Annotated in this window: 12 protein-coding genes; 9 read left to right on the top strand and 3 right to left on the bottom strand. The window is 75.5% G+C overall.

The features are described from left to right. Positions 1-2: 2 nt before the first annotated feature. Positions 3-3,137: a sacsin N-terminal ATP-binding-like domain-containing protein gene (locus ACFY61_RS24450; protein ID WP_389475058.1), complete on the bottom strand. Its 3,135-nt coding sequence runs from the start codon at positions 3,135-3,137 to the stop codon at positions 3-5. Between the two features lie 208 nt (positions 3,138-3,345). Then, positions 3,346-4,464 carry a phosphoserine transaminase gene (gene serC / locus ACFY61_RS24445; protein ID WP_389475056.1) on the bottom strand — a complete coding sequence of 373 codons (1,119 nt, stop codon included), beginning with the start codon at positions 4,462-4,464 and terminating at the stop codon, positions 3,346-3,348. 50 nt (positions 4,465-4,514) lie between these two features. Between serC and ACFY61_RS24440 the strand changes: the two genes are divergently transcribed. Beyond that, a complete protein-coding gene (locus ACFY61_RS24440) occupies positions 4,515-7,409 on the top strand; it encodes an FAD-binding and (Fe-S)-binding domain-containing protein (protein ID WP_389475055.1) in 2,895 nt (964 codons plus the stop codon). 47 nt (positions 7,410-7,456) lie between these two features. Further along, a complete protein-coding gene (locus tag ACFY61_RS24435) occupies positions 7,457-8,440 on the top strand; it encodes a DMT family transporter (protein ID WP_389475053.1) in 984 nt (327 codons plus the stop codon). Here ACFY61_RS24435 and ACFY61_RS24430 read toward each other — a convergent pair. After that, complete coding sequence (locus ACFY61_RS24430; protein ID WP_389475051.1) at positions 8,400-9,539, bottom strand: helix-turn-helix transcriptional regulator; 1,140 nt, start codon at positions 9,537-9,539, stop codon at positions 8,400-8,402. The genes ACFY61_RS24435 and ACFY61_RS24430 overlap by 41 nt on opposite strands. Positions 9,540-9,620: 81 nt before the next feature. Between ACFY61_RS24430 and ACFY61_RS24425 the strand changes: the two genes are divergently transcribed. The 7 genes from ACFY61_RS24425 to ACFY61_RS24395 all read left to right on the top strand — a co-directional run bounded on the left by ACFY61_RS24425 (position 9,621) and on the right by ACFY61_RS24395 (position 18,704). Further along, on the top strand, positions 9,621-10,082 hold the full coding sequence (locus ACFY61_RS24425) for a hypothetical protein (RefSeq protein WP_389475049.1): 462 nt from the start codon (positions 9,621-9,623) through the stop codon (positions 10,080-10,082). Positions 10,083-10,158: 76 nt separating this feature from the next. After that, complete coding sequence (locus ACFY61_RS24420) at positions 10,159-10,989, top strand: MBL fold metallo-hydrolase (RefSeq protein ID WP_389475047.1); 831 nt, start codon at positions 10,159-10,161, stop codon at positions 10,987-10,989. A gap of 123 nt (positions 10,990-11,112) precedes the next feature. Further along, on the top strand, positions 11,113-11,910 hold the full coding sequence (locus ACFY61_RS24415; RefSeq protein ID WP_389475045.1) for a TIGR03084 family metal-binding protein: 798 nt from the start codon (positions 11,113-11,115) through the stop codon (positions 11,908-11,910). A 68-nt stretch (positions 11,911-11,978) separates the two neighbouring features. Next, on the top strand, positions 11,979-13,934 hold the full coding sequence (locus ACFY61_RS24410; RefSeq protein ID WP_389475320.1) for an acyclic terpene utilization AtuA family protein: 1,956 nt from the start codon (positions 11,979-11,981) through the stop codon (positions 13,932-13,934). Beyond that, positions 13,931-15,529, top strand: coding sequence for an acyl-CoA carboxylase subunit beta (locus ACFY61_RS24405; protein WP_389475043.1), 1,599 nt, complete (start codon positions 13,931-13,933; stop codon positions 15,527-15,529). The genes ACFY61_RS24410 and ACFY61_RS24405 overlap by 4 nt, the downstream gene beginning before the upstream one ends. Positions 15,530-15,537: 8 nt before the next feature. Beyond that, entirely contained in the window at positions 15,538-17,499 is a 1,962-nt protein-coding gene (locus tag ACFY61_RS24400; RefSeq protein WP_389475041.1) for a biotin carboxylase N-terminal domain-containing protein, read from the top strand. Next, positions 17,496-18,704, top strand: coding sequence for an acyl-CoA dehydrogenase family protein (locus ACFY61_RS24395; RefSeq protein ID WP_389475039.1), 1,209 nt, complete (start codon positions 17,496-17,498; stop codon positions 18,702-18,704). The genes ACFY61_RS24400 and ACFY61_RS24395 overlap by 4 nt, the downstream gene beginning before the upstream one ends. Positions 18,705-18,816 lie beyond the last annotated feature (112 nt).

The following is an 18,816-nucleotide window of genomic DNA, read 5'->3' as shown; positions in this document are numbered from 1 at the left end:
CGTCAGTCGAACCACCGGTCCCGTGCGAGCTCCGCCGTGCGCGACGGGTCCTCCAGCAGCGCCGCCACCTCGAAGCGGCGGGGCCACTGGCCGGCCGCCCAGGCCAGACCCGCGGCGACCCCCTCCAGGGTCGCCGCGTGCAGCACCCCGTCGCCGGTGAGGCGCCAGTCCAGCTCGACGCCGCCCGCCACCAGCTCCTCGTGCTCCAGGTACGTGGCCGGGGTCGCCGGGCCCAGCAGGACGTGCACCGACTCCGGGACCTCGTGCTCCTCGCCCGGGGTGGTGACCTCCGCCGGCACCGTCTCCGACAGCCGCCGCACCTGCAGCAGGTCGGCCAGGTCGGCGGCGCGGGACGGGGCCACGGGCAACAGCGGCAGGCCCGCCGTCAGCGGCAGCAGGTCCGGGGCGTCGGCCACCACCGCCTCGGCGGCGTCGACGACCACGACCTCGCCGTCCACCACCGCCCGCAGCTCGTCCGGGAGCGTGACCTGCTCCGGGTCCAGCTCCGACAGCGCCCCGTACAGGGCGTGCAGCTGGCGGCCGGTCACCCGCCGGTCCGGGTCGGCCAGCCGGCCCAGCAGTTCGGCGGCGCCGCCCGGCTCGTCCAGCAGGGCCGCCACGGAGGTGCGTACGCCCAGGGCCCGCAGCACCTGCTCGTCCTCGAAGCCGGTGGCGTCGGCCGAGGTGTAGAGGCCCTCCAGGAGCGGGTCGCCGCCGGCCGCGCGCAGGCCGGCCGGGCGGCGGCCGTCGAGCACCGGGTGGTCGCGCAGCCACCACGCGGTGTACGGGCGGACCGTCCGGGTGGTGCCGTCCGGCAGCAGCACCCGCACCGGCTGGGTCAGCGCGTCCCGCAGCGGCGGCCGGGCCAGCAGGGCCAGTGCCTGCGGCCAGTGGTCGTCGTCCACCAGGTCCAGGTCCCGTACGGCCACCAGTTCGGTCGCCACCGGCGGCACCGGCGTGTCGGGCAGCTGGTCCAGTACGTCCTCGCACCACACGTCGACCGCGTCCAGCAGCCCGGCGTCGTCCGGCTCGGCGAAGTCGCCCTCGCGCGGCTCCAGTTCGTCCGGGTCGAGTACCACGTCGGTGGCCCGGACCAGCTGGAAGCCGGCGAGCACGCCCACCGCGGTCAGCGGCTGCTCGCCCCAGCGGTCGGCCAGCTCGCGGTCCACGTAGGGAAGTTCACCCTCGCGGATGACGGAGGCGAACGGTGAACCCGGCAGCAGCAGTTCACCGGCCGGGGTGGGCTCGCCGTCCTCGTCGGGCAGTGCCAGCGCGCCCAGCCACGGCTCGTCGCCGGGGTCCAGGGCGGCGTCGCGCACCAGGCCGAGCACGATCTCCGCGAGCTCGTCCGGGTCCAGGGCGTCCTCGTCCCAGATGTCCCCGGCGTCCAGCGAGGCGGCCACCGCCGCCCGCACCTGCGGGGTTGTCAGCACGGCCCGCGGGTTCGCCGGGATCGCCCCGAGCTTCTCCAGCAGAGGGTGCGCCGCCTCCGGGTGGGCGATCTTCAGCCCGATCCGGGTCAGGGCGGCCGGGGTGTCCGGGCCGGGCAGCAGGACGTGCCGGGGCCCGATCGCCGTGCGCGGCCCGGTGAACTCGCCCCCCTCCGGGGCGGCGAGCGGTACGGGCAGCCCGCTCAGCCGGTCCGGGTCCACCCCGGCCAGCGTGTCGTACAGGCGGTGCCACCACGCCGGCGGCCGCTCCGCGCCCGCGATCCGCTCGATGGCGTCGCCGAGCGGGAGCCGGCCCACCCCCAGGGCGCGCAGCTCGGGGCGGCGCTCCAGTCCGGCCGGCAGCAGGGTCGGCAGTACCTCGGCGAGCACCCGTACGGTGTCGGCTCCCGCGCCCTCGACGACCTCGGCCTCGAACGGGCGGAGCGCGGTCAGCTCCTCGGAGGGGGCGGCCGGGGCCAGGAACGCGGTCCGGGGGAGGCGCCGCAGGATCGCCGCGCGGAGCGCGCCGTCGAGTTCGCCCTTGCCGAGCGGGCCGGGCACCAGGTCGATCAGGGCGGTGGTCACCGGCTGCCAGTCGCCGAGGAGTTCGGCGTACGCGTCGGCGGCCCGCTCCACGAGGAAGTCGGTGAGGGGGCCGGGGGCGGGGTGGCGGCGGGCGGTGTCCAGCGGCAGCGTCGCGATGAGCAGGGCGGGGAGGCCGAGGGGTTCGTCGGTGGGGGTGGGGGCGTGCACCACGGCCGCGGTGTCGGGGCGGACGGGTGCGCCCTGGGCGTCGACCGGTACGGCCCAGGTGACCGTCCACGTCGGCCGGAGCCGTTCCTCGACCGGCCGGTCGGCGAGCAGGGCGGGTTCGATGGTGCCGCTGTGGCGGACGGTGCGCCAGTGCAGGACCTCGCCGGCGCTGTCGTCGACGACGGTGAACGGGCCGTCGGTGCGCCGGGTCAGGGTGCGTACGCCGTCGGCGGTCTCCACGACGACCTCGTCCAGGCCGGGCAGGGTCAGCAGGAGCGCGTCGTCGATGCCGGCCAGCAGCCGTTCGGTCAGGTCGCGGGCGGCGGCGTCCCGCAGCGGCAGGACGACGACCGTGTCGTAGCCCTCGGGTGCGGCGCCCTCGGCGGGCAGTGGCAGTCGCAGCAGCGGTACGTGCCCGTCGCGGCGGCGGAGTTCGTCGCCGAGGCCGGGGCTGTGCCGGGCGGACTCGGCGGCGAGTTCGCGGGCTTCGGCCAGCGACCAGCGGACGCCGCCGTGCCGGCCGATGACGGCGGGCTCGTCCGAGACGGCCAGTACGGCGGCGAAGCCGACGCCGAACCGGCCGACGCTCTCCCCGGCCGACTCGCGTTTGGCGGAGGCCCGCAGCGTGCTCAGCGACTCCACGCCGGCCGCGTCCAGGGGGGCGCCGGTGTTGGCTACGGCCAGGGCGCCGTGCCGGTCGTCGCCGTCGCCGTCGTGCAGGGTGAGCCGGAGCCGGCCGGCTACGCCGGCGCGGGCGGCGGCGTCGGCGGCGTTCTGCGCGAGTTCGACGACGAGCCGGTCCCGGTATCCGCCGAGCGCCAGGTCCTCCTCGGCGTTGGCGTCCTCGCGGAACCGGGCCGGGCCGGCGCCCCAGGCGTCGAGGACGCCGCGTCGCAGGCGGGCCGTTCCGAAGGGGTCCAGACCACTGTGGGCCGCCGTCACTCGCACGCTCACGTCGCCGCCTCCTGTTGTGTGTCGGACCCCGAAGTTATCGTGCGCGGGCGCGGAGGGTTCGCGGGGGAGCGGCCGGTGAGCCTTGCCGTTGGGGGTGTGAAGTCCACCGCGCCGGAGTCCCGGCGGACACGGCGAAGCCCCCGGCGACCGTCGGGTCACCGGGGGCTTCGCCGCGCGGGGCCGGGCCCCTCGTCAGCGCGTCAGAGCGTCAGAGCTTCTCGATGACGTGGTCGATGCAGGCGGTGAGGGCCTGCACGTCGGCCGGGTCGATGGCCGGGAACATCGCGATGCGCAGCTGGTTGCGGCCGAGCTTGCGGTAGGGCTCGGTGTCCACGATGCCGTTGGCGCGCAGCACCTTGGCGACGGCCGCCGCGTCGATGTCGTCGGAGAAGTCGATGGTGCCGATGACCGCGGAACGCTTCGCCGGGTCGGTGACGAACGGCTCTGCGTACTTGGACGCCTCGGCCCAGCCGTACAGGTTGGCCGCGGAGGCCGCCGTACGGGAGGTCGCCCAGTCCAGGCCGCCCTGGCCGTTGATCCACTTCAGCTGCTGGTCCAGCAGGAACAGGGTGGAGAGCGCCGGGGTGTTGTACGTCTGGTTCTTCAGCGAGTTGTCGATGGCCGTCGGCAGCGAGAAGAACTCGGGGACGTGCCGGCCGGAGGCGTGGACGCGCGCGGCGCGCTCCAGGGCGGCCGGGGAGAACGCGGCCAGCCACAGGCCGCCGTCCGAGGCGAAGGACTTCTGCGGGGCGAAGTAGTAGACGTCGGTCTCGGTGATGTCGACGGGGAGGCCGCCGGCCCCGGAGGTGGCGTCCACCAGGACGAGGGCGCCCTCGTCGGCGCCCGCGACCCGCTTCAGCGGGGCGGCGACACCGGTGGAGGTCTCGTTGTGGGTGAACGCGTACACGTCCACGCCCGCCTCGGCGACCGGCTCGGGGTGGGTGCCCGGGTCGGAGGAGACGACGGTCGGCTCGGCCAGCCACGGCGCCAGCTTGGCCGCCTTGGCGAACTTGGAGGAGAACTCGCCGAAGGTGAGGTGCTGGGACTTGTTCTCGATCAGCCCGTGCGTCGCGATGTCCCAGAAGGCGGTGGAGCCGCCGTTGCCCAGGATCACCTCGTAGCCCTCGGGGAGGGAGAAGAGGTCCCGGATGCCCTGCCGCATGGAGCCGACCAGGTTCTTGACCGGGGCTTGGCGGTGGGAGGTACCGAGCAGGGAGGTTCCGGTGGCGGCCAGCGCGTCCAGCGCTTCCGTCCGCACCTTGGAGGGGCCCGCGCCGAAGCGTCCGTCGGCGGGCTTGATGTCAGCGGGAATCTGGATCTCAGCCACGAGCGGAGCGTATCGGTTCGCCGGGCGGGCGCAGGGAGCGCGTCCACCCGATGAGACGGTGGCGCGCGGGCAACGATGGACGCGTGACGGATCTGGAGCGGGCCGGTCGGCCGGTCGAGCGGGCGTTGCGGGCGGCGGTGCGCGGCGAGGTGGACTTCGGCGTGTCGGCCCGGGCGCTGACCACGATGGACGCGTCGAACTACCGGCGGGTACCGCTCGGGGTGGTGGCGCCGAGGGACGCCGAGGACGTGGCGGCGGTGCTGTCGGTCTGCGCCGCGCAGGGGGTTCCGGTGGTGCCGCGCGGCGGCGGGACGTCGATCGGCGGTCAGGCGACGGGCGTCGGCGTGGTGATCGATCTCACCCGGCACATGGCCGGCCTGCTCTCCCTCGACCCGGGTGCGCGGACGGCCGTGGTCCAGCCGGGGCTGGTCCTGGACCGGCTGCGGGCCGCGGCCGCGCCGCACGGGCTGACGTTCGGGCCGGACCCGTCCACCCGGTCCCGCTGCACCCTCGGCGGGATGATCGGCAACAACGCGTGCGGGCCGCACTCGGTGGCCTGGGGCACCACGGCCGACAACGTGCTGGAGCTGTCCGTCCTGGCGTACGGGGACCGGGACGGCGGGGTGCGGCGGATCGGCAGGGGCTGGGCGGGCACCCCGGCGGGGCTGGAGCCGCTGGTGACCCGGAACCTGGCGCTGCTGCGCACGGGCATGCCGCGGGACTTCGGCCGGCGGATCTCCGGGTACGCGCTGGACGCGCTGCTGCCGGAGAACGGGGTGGGGGCGGCGCGTGCCTTCTGCGGGAGCGAGGGCACCCTCGGGGTGGTCACCGAGGCGGTGGTCCGGCTGGTGGAGGCGCCGCCCGAGCCGGCCCTGGCGGTCCTCGGCTATCCCGACGAGGGTGCGGCGGCGGACGCGGCGGCCGGCCTGCTGCGGTACGGGCCGCTCACCGTCGAGGGGATGGCGGCCGACCTGCTGGGCGGTGCCGCACCGGTGGGCCTGCCGAGGGGCGGGGCCTGGCTGTTCGTGGAGATGCCGGACGCGGTGGCGGCGCTGGCGCTGGCCCGGGCGGCGGACGCGCTGGACACCGTGGTGGTCGCGGACCGGGCGGGGCAGCGGGCGCTGTGGCGGATCCGGGAGGACGCGGCGGGGACGGCGACGCGTCCGGCGGGCGGGGCGGGCGGGGCGGGCGGGGCGGGTGGGGAGGCCTGGCCCGGCTGGGAGGACTGCGCGGTGCCGCCGGCACGGCTGGGGGCGTACCTGCGGGAGTTCCGTGCCCTGGCGGCCCGTTACGGGCTGCGCGGGGTGCCGTACGGGCACTTCGGCGAGGGGTGCGTGCACGTGCGGCTGGACTTCGACCTGGTGAGCGGGGAAGGCGTGGCCCGCTACCGGGAGTTCTCCTCGGACCTCGCGGACCTGGTCGTCGCGCACGGCGGCTCGCTGTCGGGGGAGCACGGCGACGGGCAGGCCCGTGCCGAGCTCCTGCCGCGGATGTACGGGCCGGAGGTGGTGGAGCTCTTCGCCGCGTACAAGGACGTGTGGGACCCGGCGGGCGGCATGAACCCGGGGATCCTGGTCCGTCCGGCCCGGCTGGACGAGAACCTCCGCTTCGCCGGGCTTCCGGAACTCCCGCTGGCGCGGGAGGTGGCGCGCTGCGTGGGCGTCGCCAAGTGCCGTGCGCCGGTGGCGGCGGGCGCGGGGGTGATGTGTCCCTCGTACCGGGTCACGGGGGAGGAGCGGCACTCGACCCGGGGCCGGGCCCGGCTGCTGCACGAGATGCTGCTGGGCGGGCCGGGCGGGCCGGGGGCGCCCGGCGGGCCGGTGCGGGACGGGTGGCGTTCGGTGGAGGTCCGGGAGGCGCTGGACCTCTGCCTGGGCTGCAAGGGCTGTCTGAGCGACTGCCCGGTGGGTGTGGACATGGCCGCGTACAAGTCGGAGTTCCTGCACCGCCACTGGGCCGGCCGGCTCCGGCCGCTGTCCCACTACACGCTGGGCGGGCTGCCGTCGCTGCTGCGCGCCGCGGCGGTGCTGCGCCTGGCCCGGCCGCTGAACCTGCTGGCGCGGGTCCGGGGCATCGGCGCGCTGGCGGGCCTCACGCCGTCCCGTCCGCTGCCGCCGCTGGCGGGGACGCCGTTCACCCGCTGGTGGCGGCTCCGGCGGGGGCCGGCGTCCGGGGGCGGGGAGGCGTCCGAGCCGGCGTCCGGGGACGGGGCGTGGCGTGCCCGGGTCACGCTGTGGCCGGACACCTTCACCGAGTACCTGGCGCCGGAGGCCGGGCGTGCCGCCGTGCGGGTGTTCGAGGCGGCCGGGATCGGGGTGTCGGCGCCGGCGGGGCGGGTGTGCTGCGGGCTGACGTACGTGTCCACCGGCCGGCCGGACCGGGCCCGCCGGGTGCTGCGCCGGACGCTGGACGCCCTGGGCGAGGTACGGGACCCCGTCGTCGTGCTGGAGCCCAGCTGTGCGGCCGCGCTCCGCGGGGACCTGCCGGCCCTGCTCCCCGGGGACCCGCGGGCGGCCCGGCTGGCCGCCTCCGTACGGACGTTCGCGGAGGCGCTGGAGGAGCTCGCACCGGACTGGCGGCCGCCCCGCCTGGACCGGCCCGTGGCCGGGCAGACCCACTGCCACCAGCACGCCGTGCTCGGTGACGCGGCGGACCGGCGGCTGCGCGAGCGGGCCGGTCTGGTCGGCGCGCTGTCCGGCGGGTGCTGCGGCCTGGCCGGCAACTTCGGTTTCGAGCCGGGGCACCACGAGGTGTCCACCGCCTGCGCCGAGGAGCAGCTGCTGCCCGCCCTGCGGGCGGCACCCCCGGGGGCGGCGGTGCTGGCCGACGGGTTCTCCTGCCGGACCCAGATCGCCCAGCTGCTGCCCGGCCACCGTGCCCGGCACCTCGCCGAGGTCCTGGCGGAGGCGATCGGCGACGGCGAGCCCGCCGGACCACGGACGTAAGGCAAAACACTGCGCCATGGTCCTTACGGCGGGCTTACCCTGGTGGAATGTCGCATTCCGTCCCGGCTTCCACCGCACCCGCCTCCGAGACCGCCGCCCCCGGCCCCGCTCCCGCCGGCGGCGCCGCCGTCCTGCGCGGGCGCGGCCGCGGGCCCTCGCGGCTCGGACCGGTCGGGCTGGTGCTGGCGGCCGGTGTCTCGGTGCAGTTCGGTGCGGCGCTCGCGGTGATGCTGATGCCGCGGGCGGGGGCTGCGGGGGTGGTCGCGCTGCGGCTGGCCGCCGCCGCGCTCGTGCTGCTGCTGATCTGCCGGCCGAAGGTGCGCGGCTACTCCCGCTCCGACTGGGTCACCGTGTTCGCCTTCGGCGTGGCCATGGGTGCGATGAACGGGCTCTTCTACCAGGCGGTGGAGCGCATCCCGCTCGGCCCGGCCGTCACCCTGGAGGTGCTCGGGCCGCTGGCGCTGTCGGTGGTGGTCTCCCGGCGGCTGGTCAACCTCCTGTGGGCGGTCCTCGCGCTGGGCGGGGTGGTCCTGCTGTCCGGTCACGGCGGCGACGGCGACGGCGGCTTCGGCTTCGGCGCCCTCGACCCGGCGGGCGCCGCGTTCGCCCTCGGTGCGGGTGCCATGTGGGCGGCGTACATCGTGTTCAGCGCCCGTACGGGCCGCCGTTTCCCGCAGGCCGACGGCCTGGCGCTGGCGATGACGGTGGCGGCGGTGCTCTCGCTGCCGATCGGTGTCGCCGACGCCGGCCCGGCGCTGCTGGTGCCCGGCACGCTGGCGCTGGGCGTGGGGGTGGCCGTGCTGTCCTCGGTGCTGCCTTACACCCTGGAGCTGCTGGCCCTGCGGCGGCTGCCCGCGCCCACCTTCGCGATCCTGATGAGCCTGGAGCCGGCCATCGCGGCGGCCGCGGGCTTCCTGGTCCTGAACCAGGCGCTCTCCGCGACCGACGCCCTGGCGATCGCCCTGGTGATCGCGGCCAGCATGGGCGCGGTCAGGTCGACGGCGCGGCCCCTTCCGGAACCGGCGGTCTGACGGGCGGCCCGGGCGGCCTGACGGGCGACCCGGGCGGCACGGCCGGCGTCCTCGGCGGCACGGCCGGCCCCCTCGGCGGCACGGCCGGCGTCCCGACCGGCCCCTGCGGCTCCACCGGCGCGGCGTACCGCTCCGCCACGGCGCGGGCCGCCCCGGCGATCCGCAGCCGCAGCTCGGGCGGGCCCAGCACCTCCGCGTCCGCTCCCAGCCCGAGGAACTGCGCGACGGCCTGCTCGGGCGCCTCGACCGGCAGCGTGGCGCGGAGCCAGCCGTCCGGGCCGTCCGGGTCGGGCTCCCCGGTGTCGGCGAGCGCCCGGGCCTGGGCGCCGGTGAGCAGCCCGGCGCCGCGCGGGGAGAGGCGTACCAGGGCGGTGCCCCGGTGCAGGCGGTCGTGGAAGGAGCGCTGGGCGGCCTGCCAGTGGGCGGCGAGGTCGAAGCCGGCGGGGAGTTCGAAGGCGGTGCCGGTCTCGGTGAGGCCGAGGATCTGGTCGGCCCGGTAGGTGCGGGGCGGCCGGTCTTCCGCGGGGGTGTCCGGCGCGGCGACGAGGTACCACCGGCCGGCCTTGAGGACCAGGCCGTACGGCCGGAGCCGGCGGTCGACCTCGCGGGGTTCCCGCCAGCGCCGGTAGCGGATCTCGACCACCCGGCTCCGCCAGACCGCGTCCGCGACGCGCGGCAGGAACGGCACCTCGGTCTCGTCCGCGTACCAGCCGGGTGCGTCCAGGTGGAACCGTGTCCGCATCCGGTCGGCCTGTGCCCGCAGTTCCGGCGGGAGGGCCGCCCGCAGTTTCAGCTGCGCGGCGGCCAGGGCGGGGCCGAGGCCCAGTTCGGCGGCGGGTCCGGGGACACCGGAGAGGAACAGGGCCTCGGCCTCGCCGCTGCTCAGGCCGGTGAGCCGGGTCCGGTAGCCGCCCAGCAGCCGGTAGCCGCCGTGGTGGCCGGGGTCGGCGTAGAGCGGTACGCCGGCCGCGCCGAGGGCCTCCGCGTCCCGGTACACCGTGCGGACGGACACCTCCAGCTCCGTGGCCAGCTCGGCGGCGGTCATCCGCCCCCGGGTCTGCAACAGGAGCAGCATCGACACCAGCCTGCCGGCCTTCACGCCCGCCACCCCGCTCCCGTGCTCTCTGTGCCGTGTTCCGCTGACACATGGTGTCAGTGGAGGGCTCCTAGCGTGCCGTCCATGAACGATGTGAACGACTTCGACTTCCTCGCCGGCACCTGGGACGTGGCGAACCGCTGGCGCACCGACTTCCTGGACGCGGAGAGCGACTGGGAGGAGTTCCCGGCCGTATCGACCGCCACCCGCCACCTCGACGGAGTGGCCTGCTTCGACGAGATCGAGTTCCCGACCAAGGGCTCCGCCGGGCTGACCCTGCGCCTCTACGACCGGGAGCGGCGGCAGTGGTCCCTGTACTGGGCGAGCCGCCGGGCCGGCGTGCTGTTCCCGCCGGTGACCGGGCGGTTCGAGGACGGCCGCGGGGTGTTCCACGGCGAGGACACCCACGACGGCGAGCCGGTGCGGGTGCGGTTCGTGTACTCGGACGTCACCGCCGACTCGGTGCGCTGGGAGCAGGCGTTCTCCACCGACGGCGGGGAGACCTGGCTGGTCAACTGGACGATGGACTTCACCCGCCGCCGGTGACGCGCCCTCCGCTACCGCCGCCCGGGTGCGCGCGCAACCCGGGCGGCGGAGCATGGCAGGTGGAGAGGTGATGACCATGGGCACGCACAAGGTCGGAACGGACACCGACGTACTGGCGGACTGCCTGGAGGTGCCGGGCATCGGTTTCATCCCGGTCAACGCGTTCGTCCTGCGCGCCCGGGAGCCGGTGGTGGTCGACACCGGGCTCAGCCTCCCGGACCGGAACTTCCTCGACGCGCTCGGCGACGTCGTCGACCCCGCCGACGTGCGCTGGATCTGGCTGACGCACCCCGACCGGGACCACACCGGCGGGCTGTTCGACCTGATCGACGCGGCGCCCGGCGCGCGGGTGGTCACCACCTTCATGGGCGCCGGGATCATGTCCACCGAGCGGCCGCTGCCCATGGACCGCGTGTACTTCCTCAACCCCGGCCAGAGCCTGGACGTGGGCGACCGGCGGCTGCACGCGTTCCGCCCGCCGCTGTTCGACAACCCCGCCACCGTCGGCTTCTACGACGACCGCACCCGCACCTGCTTCAGCTCCGACTGCTTCGGCGGGCCCATGCCGACGGCCGAACTGGCGACCGCGCCCGACGTGGGCCCGGTCGCCGGCCCCGAGCTGGAGGCGGCCCAGCTGCTGTGGGCCACGGTGGACAGCCCCTGGGTGCACATGGTGGATCCGGACAAGTACCGGGCCGGCCTCGAACCGCTGCGGGCCATGGACCCGGAGACCGTGCTCTGCACCCACCTGCCGCCCGCCACCGGCATGACCGGCAGGCTGCTGGACACCCTGTCGCGGGCGCCCGGGACCAGCCCGTTCGTCGGCCCGGACCAGGCCGCCCTCGAACGGATGCTGGCGGGCTTCGAGCCCGGGCCGGTGGACCAGGCACCACCGATGGACGCCTGACGGCCCGTACACCGCTTTCCGGCCAACTGCCGTACGCCCGCCCCAACAAATCATGCAAGCGTGCTTGATTGTTTCGGTTCCCGCTGCCACGCTGCCCCCACGCCATCGCCGAGGGGAGCGCACGTGCTCGACCCGTCCGTCGCCGTCCGGTCCGATCTCCGCGAGGAGGGCCGCGAACTCGACCTGCTGGTAGCCGAGTTGACCGAGGGGCAGTGGGCCCTGCCCACCCCGGCACCCGGCTGGACCATCGCCCACCAGATCGCCCACCTCGCCTGGACCGACCACTCCGCCCTGCTCTCCCTCACCGATGCCGCCGCCTTCGGCACCCTGGTCGGGGCGGCCCTCGCGGCCCCCGACCGCTTCGTCGACGAGGGCGCCGAGCAGGGCGCCGCCGATCCGCCCGCCGAGCTCCTGGCCCGCTGGCGGAAGGGGCGCACCGCGCTGGACGCCGCGCTCGCCACCGCCGCGCCGGACGTCCGCTTCCCCTGGTACGGGCCGCCGATGAAGACCGCGTCGATGGCGAGCGCCCGCCTGATGGAGACCTGGGCGCACGGTCAGGACGTCGCCGACGCGCTCGGCGTGCGCCGTGCCCCGACGGCACGGCTGCGGCACGTCGCCAGGATCGGCGTACGCGCCCGCGACTACGCCTTCGCGGTCCGCGGGCTCCCCGTGCCGGCGGAGGAGTTCCGGGTGGAGCTGACGGCGCCCGACGGGCCGGAGGTCTGGGCGTACGGGCCGCCGGAGGCCGGACAGCGGGTCACCGGGCCCGCGCTGGACTTCTGTCTGCTGGTGACCCAGCGGGCGCACCGCTGTGACCTCGCGGTCACCGCCGAGGGCGCGGACGCGGACCGCTGGCTGGACATCGCCCAGGCGTTCGCCGGGCCGGCGGGCGCCGGCCGTGGACCGGGGGAGCGGCGGTGACGGCGGCGGAGCGGCGGCCGCTGCGCATCGGCAACGCGTCCGGGTTCTACGGCGACCGGCTCTCGGCGATGCGCGAGATGCTGACCGGTGGCCCGCTGGACGTGCTCACCGGCGACTACCTCGCCGAGCTGACCATGCTCGTCCTCGGCCGTGACCGGCTGAAGGACCCCGGCCTCGGTTACGCCAAGACGTTCCTCCGGCAACTCGACGACTGCCTCGGTCTGCTGCACGAGAAACGGGTCCGGCTGGTGACCAACGCGGGCGGGCTCAACCCGGCCGGGCTGGCCGACGCCGTACGCGCGGCGGTGGAGCGCGCCGGGGTGCCGCTGAAGGTCGCCCACGTCGAGGGCGACGACCTAATGCCGTACCGGGACGGGGCGCTGACCGCCAACGCCTACCTGGGCGGGGCGGGCATCACCGCCTGTCTGCGGGCCGGGGCGGACGTGGTGGTGACCGGCCGGGTCACGGACGCGGCCCTGGTGACCGGACCGGCGGCCTGGTGGTTCGACTGGGCCCCGGACGACTGGGACCGGCTGGCCGGGGCGGTGGTGGCGGGTCACGTGCTGGAGTGCGGCACCCAGGCGACGGGCGGCAACTACGCGTTCTTCGCCCGGCCGGGCGTGGACGTCCGCCGGCCCGGGTTCCCGCTCGCGGAGATCGCCGCGGACGGCTCGTCGGTGATCACCAAACACCCGGGTACGGGCGGGCTGGTCACGCCCGGCACGGTCACCGCCCAGCTCCTGTACGAGACGCAGGGGGTCCGGTACCTGGGCCCGGACGTCACCGCCCGCCTGGACACGGTCCGCCTGACGCAGGAGGGCCCGGACCGGGTCCGTGTGGGCCCGGTCGCGGGCGAGCCGCCACCGTCCACCCTCAAGGTCGGTGTCACCCGCATCGGCGGCTGGCGCAACGAGGTGGTGTTCGTCCTGACCGGCCTGGACGTCGAGGCCAAGGCCGAGCTGGTCCGGGCGCAGCTGGCGGACGTCCTGGCGGGCGTGGAGTCCGTGTCGTGGACGCTGGCCCGTACGGACCATCCGGACGCGGACACGCAGGAGGCGGCGTCGGCGCTGCTGCGGCTGGTGGTGCGGGACCCGTCCCCGGACCGGGTGGGGAGGGCGCTCACCTCCACGGCGATCGAGCTGGCCCTGGCGAGCTATCCGGGCTTCCACGTCACGTCGCCGCCGACCCCGGCGAGCCCGTACGGCACGTTCACCGCGGACACCGTCCCGGCCACCTCCCTCACCCCGACAGCCGTCCTCCCCACCGGCACCCGAGTCGAACTCCCCGCCCCGGGGCCATTCTCAGCCCCTCCGGCGTCCGCGGGTCCGGGGCCCATCTCAGCTCCCGCGGCGTCCCCGGGTCCGGGGCCGTCTTCAGCCCCTCCGGCGTTTGAGGAGCGGGGTCCGGGGCGGAGCCCCGGGAGCTCGGGCGAAGCCGTGGGCGGAGCCTCGTTGCCCGGTCCGGCCGGGCCGGGGTCCGGTGCCGGGGCCCCGGTTTCGGGAAGGGGCGGGGTGGGGGAGAGCCCCGCAGGGAACGGCCCGGCAGGGAACGGCGCGGCCGGGAACGGCCCGGCAGGGAACGGTGCGGCCGGGAACGGCCCGGCGGGGAACGGCCCGGACGGCAGCAACCCCGCAGGCAGCAACCCCACAGGCAGCGGCCCCGCGGGGAGCCACACCCGCGCCCCCCTCGGCCTGATCGCCGGCGCCCGCAGCGGCGACAAGGGCGGGGACGCCAACCTCGGCGTCTGGGTGGAGACCGACGCCGCGTACGCCTGGCTGGCGGCCACCCTCACCGTGACCCGCCTCAAGTCGCTCCTCCCCGAGACCGGGCCGCTCCGCGTCACCCGCCACCCCCTCCCCGCCCTGCGCGCCCTCAACTTCACCATCGAGGGCCTCCTCGGCGCCGGCGCCGCGTCCGGCCACCGCTTCGACCCGCAGGCCAAGGCCCTCGGCGAGTGGCTCCGCTCCCGCCACCTCGACATCCCGACCGACCTCGTCCCGTCCCCGGAGGAGCCCGCGCCGTGACCCGTCTCGGTACCCGCGTCGACCCCCTCGACCCCGACCACCTCGCCCACCGCTCCGCCGCCCTGGAACGTCTCGCCACGCTCGCCGCGGAGCACGCGAAGGCGCTGGCCGGCGGTGGGGAGAAGTACACCGAGCGGCACCGCGCACGCGGCAAGCTGCTCGCCCGGGAGCGGGTCGAGCTGCTGCTCGACCCGGACACCCCCTTCCTGGAGCTGTCCCCGCTCGCGGCCTGGGGCAGCGACTACCCCGTGGGCGCGTCCATGGTCACCGGCATCGGCACGGTCGAAGGCACCGAATGCCTGATCACCGCCAACGACCCGACCGTCCGCGGCGGCGCCTCCAACCCGTGGACCCTGCGCAAGGCCCTCCGGGCCAACGAGATCGCCCTCGCGAACCGGCTGCCCTGCATCAGCCTCGTCGAGTCCGGCGGTGCCGACCTGCCCTCCCAGAAGGAGATCTTCATCCCCGGCGGGGCGGTCTTCCGCGACCTCACCCGGCTGTCCGCCGCCGGCATCCCCACCGTCGCCGTGGTCTTCGGCAACTCCACCGCCGGCGGCGCCTACATCCCCGGCATGTCCGACCACACGGTCATGATCAAGGACCGGTCGAAGGTGTTCCTCGGCGGACCGCCGCTGGTCAGGATGGCCACCGGCGAGGAGAGCGACGACGAGTCCCTCGGCGGCGCCGACATGCACGCCCGTACCTCGGGCCTCGCCGACCACTACGCCGTCGACGAGGGGGACGCGATCCGGCAGGCCCGCCGTATCGTCGCCCGGCTCAACCACCGCCGGGCCCACCCCGAACCGCCCCCGGCCGCCGAGCCGGTCCACGACCCCGAGGAACTCCTCGGCATCGTGCCCGCCGACCTGAAGACCCCCTTCGACCCCCGCGAGGTCATCGCCCGCATCGTCGACGCCTCCGAGTTCGACGAGTTCAAACCGCTCTACGGCACCAGCCTGGTGACCGGCTGGGCCACTCTCCACGGCTATCCCCTGGGCATCCTCGCCAACGCCCAGGGCGTCCTCTTCAGCGCCGAGTCGCAGAAGGCCGCCCAGTTCATCCAGCTCGCCAACCAGCGGGACATCCCCCTGCTCTTCCTCCACAACACCACCGGCTACATGGTGGGCAAGGAGTACGAGCAGGGCGGCATCATCAAACACGGCTCGATGATGATCAACGCGGTCTCCAACTCGCGGGTCCCGCACCTGTCCGTCGTCGTCGGCGCCAGCTACGGCGCCGGCCACTACGGCATGTGCGGCCGCGCGTACGACCCCCGCTTCCTGTTCGCCTGGCCCAGCGCCAAGTCCGCGGTGATGGGCCCCCAGCAGCTCGCCGGGGTGCTGTCCATCGTGGCCCGCCAGTCCGCCGCCGCGAAGGGCCGGCCGTACGACGAGGAGGGCGACGCCGGGATGCGCGCCTTCGTCGAGGCGCAGATCGAGTCCGAATCCCTGCCCATGTTCCTGTCGGGACGGCTGTACGACGACGGGGTCATCGACCCCCGCGACACCCGCACCGTCCTCGGCCTGTGCCTGTCGGCCGTCCACAACGCCCCCGTCGAGGGCGCCCGCGGCGGCTTCGGCGTCTTCCGGATGTGAGCCCCCAGATGATCCGTTCCCTGCTCGTGGCCAACCGCGGCGAGATCGCCGTCCGGGTGTTCCGCACCGCCCGCGCCCTCGGCATCGACACCATCGCCGTCCATTCCGACCCGGACGCCACCGCCCTGCACGTACGGGAGGCGGACGCGGCCGTACGGCTGCCCGGCGCCGCCCCCGCCGACACCTACCTCCGCGGCGACGCGGTCATCGCGGCGGCGCTCGCCGCCGGCGCGGACGCCGTGCACCCCGGCTACGGGTTCCTCTCCGAGAACGCCGGCTTCGCCCGCGCCGTCACCGCGGCCGGCCTGCTCTGGATCGGCCCGCCCCCCGAGGCGATCGAGGCCATGGCCTCCAAGACCCGCGCCAAGGAGCTGATGCGGGCCGCCGGAGTGCCCCTCCTGGACCCCGTCGACCCCGAGAAGGCCGGCCCCGACGACCTCCCCCTGCTGCTCAAGGCGGCGGCCGGCGGTGGGGGCCGCGGCATGCGCCTGGTGCGCGACCTCGACCGGCTGCCCGAGGAACTCGCCGAGGCCTCCGCCGAGGCCCGGTCCGCCTTCGGTGACGGCGAGGTGTTCGCAGAGCCCTACGTGGAACGCGGCCGCCACGTGGAGGTGCAGGTCCTCGCCGACGCCCACGGCACCGTCTGGGCCCTCGGCACCCGCGACTGCTCGCTCCAGCGCCGCCACCAGAAGGTGATCGAGGAGGCCCCGGCGCCCGGCCTGCCCGCGGAACTGCGCACCGCCCTCCACGAGGCCGCCGTGGCCGCCGCCCGCGCCGTGTCCTACCGCGGGGCCGGCACCGTCGAGTTCCTCGTCACCGCCGACGGCCGCCCCTGCTTCCTGGAGATGAACACCCGCCTCCAGGTCGAACACCCCGTCACCGAAGAGGTCTTCGGCATCGACCTCGTCGCCCACCAGCTGCGCATCGCCGAGGGCCACGCACTGCCCGCCGAACCGCCCCGGCCCACCGGACACGCCGTCGAGGCCCGCCTGTACGCCGAGGACCCGGCGCAGGACTGGCGGCCGCAGACCGGCACCCTGCACACCTTCAGCGTGCCGGGCGGAGTCCGCGTCGACACCGGCTTCGCCGGCGGCGACACCGTCGGCGTCCACTACGACGCCATGCTGGCCAAGGTCGTCGCCCACGCCCCCACCCGGGACGAGGCCCTGCGCGCCCTCACCCACGCCCTCACCCGGGCCCGCGTCCACGGCCTCACCACCAACCGCGACCTGCTCGTCGCCAGCCTCCGGCACCCCGAGTTCACCGGCGGCCTGCCGGACACCGGCTTCTACGACCGCAACCTCGCCGAACTGACCGCCGCCGCCCCGGACGCCGGCCTCTCGGCCCTGGCCGCGGCACTCGCCGAGGCGGCCGCCCCCCACCCCGGCCCCTCGGGTACCGGAGTCCCGCTCGCCGCACGCCTCGGCGGCTGGCGCAACGTGCCCTCCCAGCCGCAGTTGCGCCGCTACCGCGGGCCGGACGGCACCGTGCACGAGATCCGCTACCGGCACACCCGGGCCGGACTCCCGGAGCCCGTGGACCACCCCTCGGTCCGCGTCCTCGCCGCCGGACCGACCGCCGTCACCCTCGAAGTCGACGGTGTACGGCGCGTGTTCCACGTGAAACGCAATTCGAACAAGCCGGGTGCCGAAGCAGAGACGTACGTCGACTCGGCGCTCGGCGGCCACACCCTCACCGCCCTGCCCCGGTTCACGGAGCCGAGGGACCGCACCGAACCCGGCTCCCTGCTCGCCCCCATGCCCGGCACGGTCGTCCGCGTGGCCGAAGGCCTCGCGCCCGGCGCCGCGGTCACCGCCGGACAACCCCTGCTCTGGCTGGAGGCCATGAAGATGGAGCACCGCGTCCTCGCCCCCGCCTCCGGCACGCTCACCGCGCTCCACGCCGCCCCCGGCCGTCAGGTCGAGCTCGGCGCCCTGCTCGCCGTCGTCCAGGAGGAACCGCAGTCATGAGCCCCACTCCCACCCCCGCCCCCGTCCTCGAAAACGAAGAACACCAGGCCCTGCGCGCCGCCGTCGCCGCCCTCGGACGGCGTTACGGCCGCGACTACCTCGCCCGGATCGCCCGCGAGGGCGGCCACCCCGACGAGCTCTGGGCCGACGCGGCCAAACTCGGCTACCTCGGCGTCAACCTCCCCGAGGAGTACGGCGGCGGAGGCGGCGGCATCACCGAACTCTCCATCGTGCTGGAGGAACTCGGCGCGGCCGGCTGCCCGCTCCTGATGATGGTCGTCTCGCCGGCCATCTGCGGCACCGTCATCACCCGGTTCGGCACCGAGCAGCAGAAGCGGACCTGGCTGCCGGGACTGGCCGACGGCAGCCGCACGATGGCCTTCGGCATCACCGAACCCGACGCCGGCTCCAACTCCCACCGCATCACCACCACCGCCCGCCGGGACGGCACGGACTGGATCCTCACCGGCCGCAAGGTCTTCGTCTCGGGCGTGGACACCGCCGACGCCACCCTCGTCGTCGGCCGCACCGAGGACGCCCGCACAGGCCGGCTCAAGCCCTGCCTGTTCATCGTCCCGCGTGACGCACCGGGCTTCACCAGGTCCTTGATCGACATGGAGATCCAGGCGGCGGAGAAGCAGTTCGAGCTGGTCCTGGACGAGGTCCGGCTGCCCGCCGACGCGTTGGTCGGTGGGGGCGCCTCCCACGACGAGGTCGTAGGGGGAGAGGACGCCGGACTCCTCCAGCTCTTCGCCGGACTCAACCCCGAACGCGTCATGACCGCCGCCTTCGCCATCGGCATGGGCCGCCACGCCCTCGCCAAGGCCGTCGAGTACGCCAAGACCCGCCAGGTCTGGAAGGAAACCATCGGCGCCCACCAGGCGATCGCGCACCCCCTGGCCCAGGCGCACATCGAGCTGGAGCTCGCCCGGCTGATGATGCAGAAGGCGGCCCACCTGTACGACCGGGGCGACGACCTGGCCGCCGGCGAGGCCGCCAACATGGCCAAGTACGCCGCCGGGGAGGCCTGCGTACGGGCCGTGGACCAGGCCGTGCACACCCTCGGCGGCAACGGCCTCACCCGCGAGTACGGACTGGCCGCGCTGATCCCCGCCTCGCGGGTGGCCCGGATCGCCCCCGTCAGCCGGGAGATGATCCTCAACTTCGTCTCCCACCAGACCCTGGGCCTGCCCAAGTCCTACTGACCGCGCCCGCGGCCCGGAGATCCGGCCCCGGAGACCCGGGCCCGGACACCCGCCCCCGCGGTCCGGGCCGCCCACCCGCCAGAATGGCCCCGCGACCACCCACCGACCCCGT

The organism is Streptomyces sp. NPDC012888 (assembly GCF_042900645.1).
Taxonomy (GTDB): Bacteria; Actinomycetota; Actinomycetes; order Streptomycetales; family Streptomycetaceae; genus Streptomyces.
Note: the sequence above shows the minus strand (reverse complement) of the source record. Positions and strands in the feature narration are given on the sequence as shown.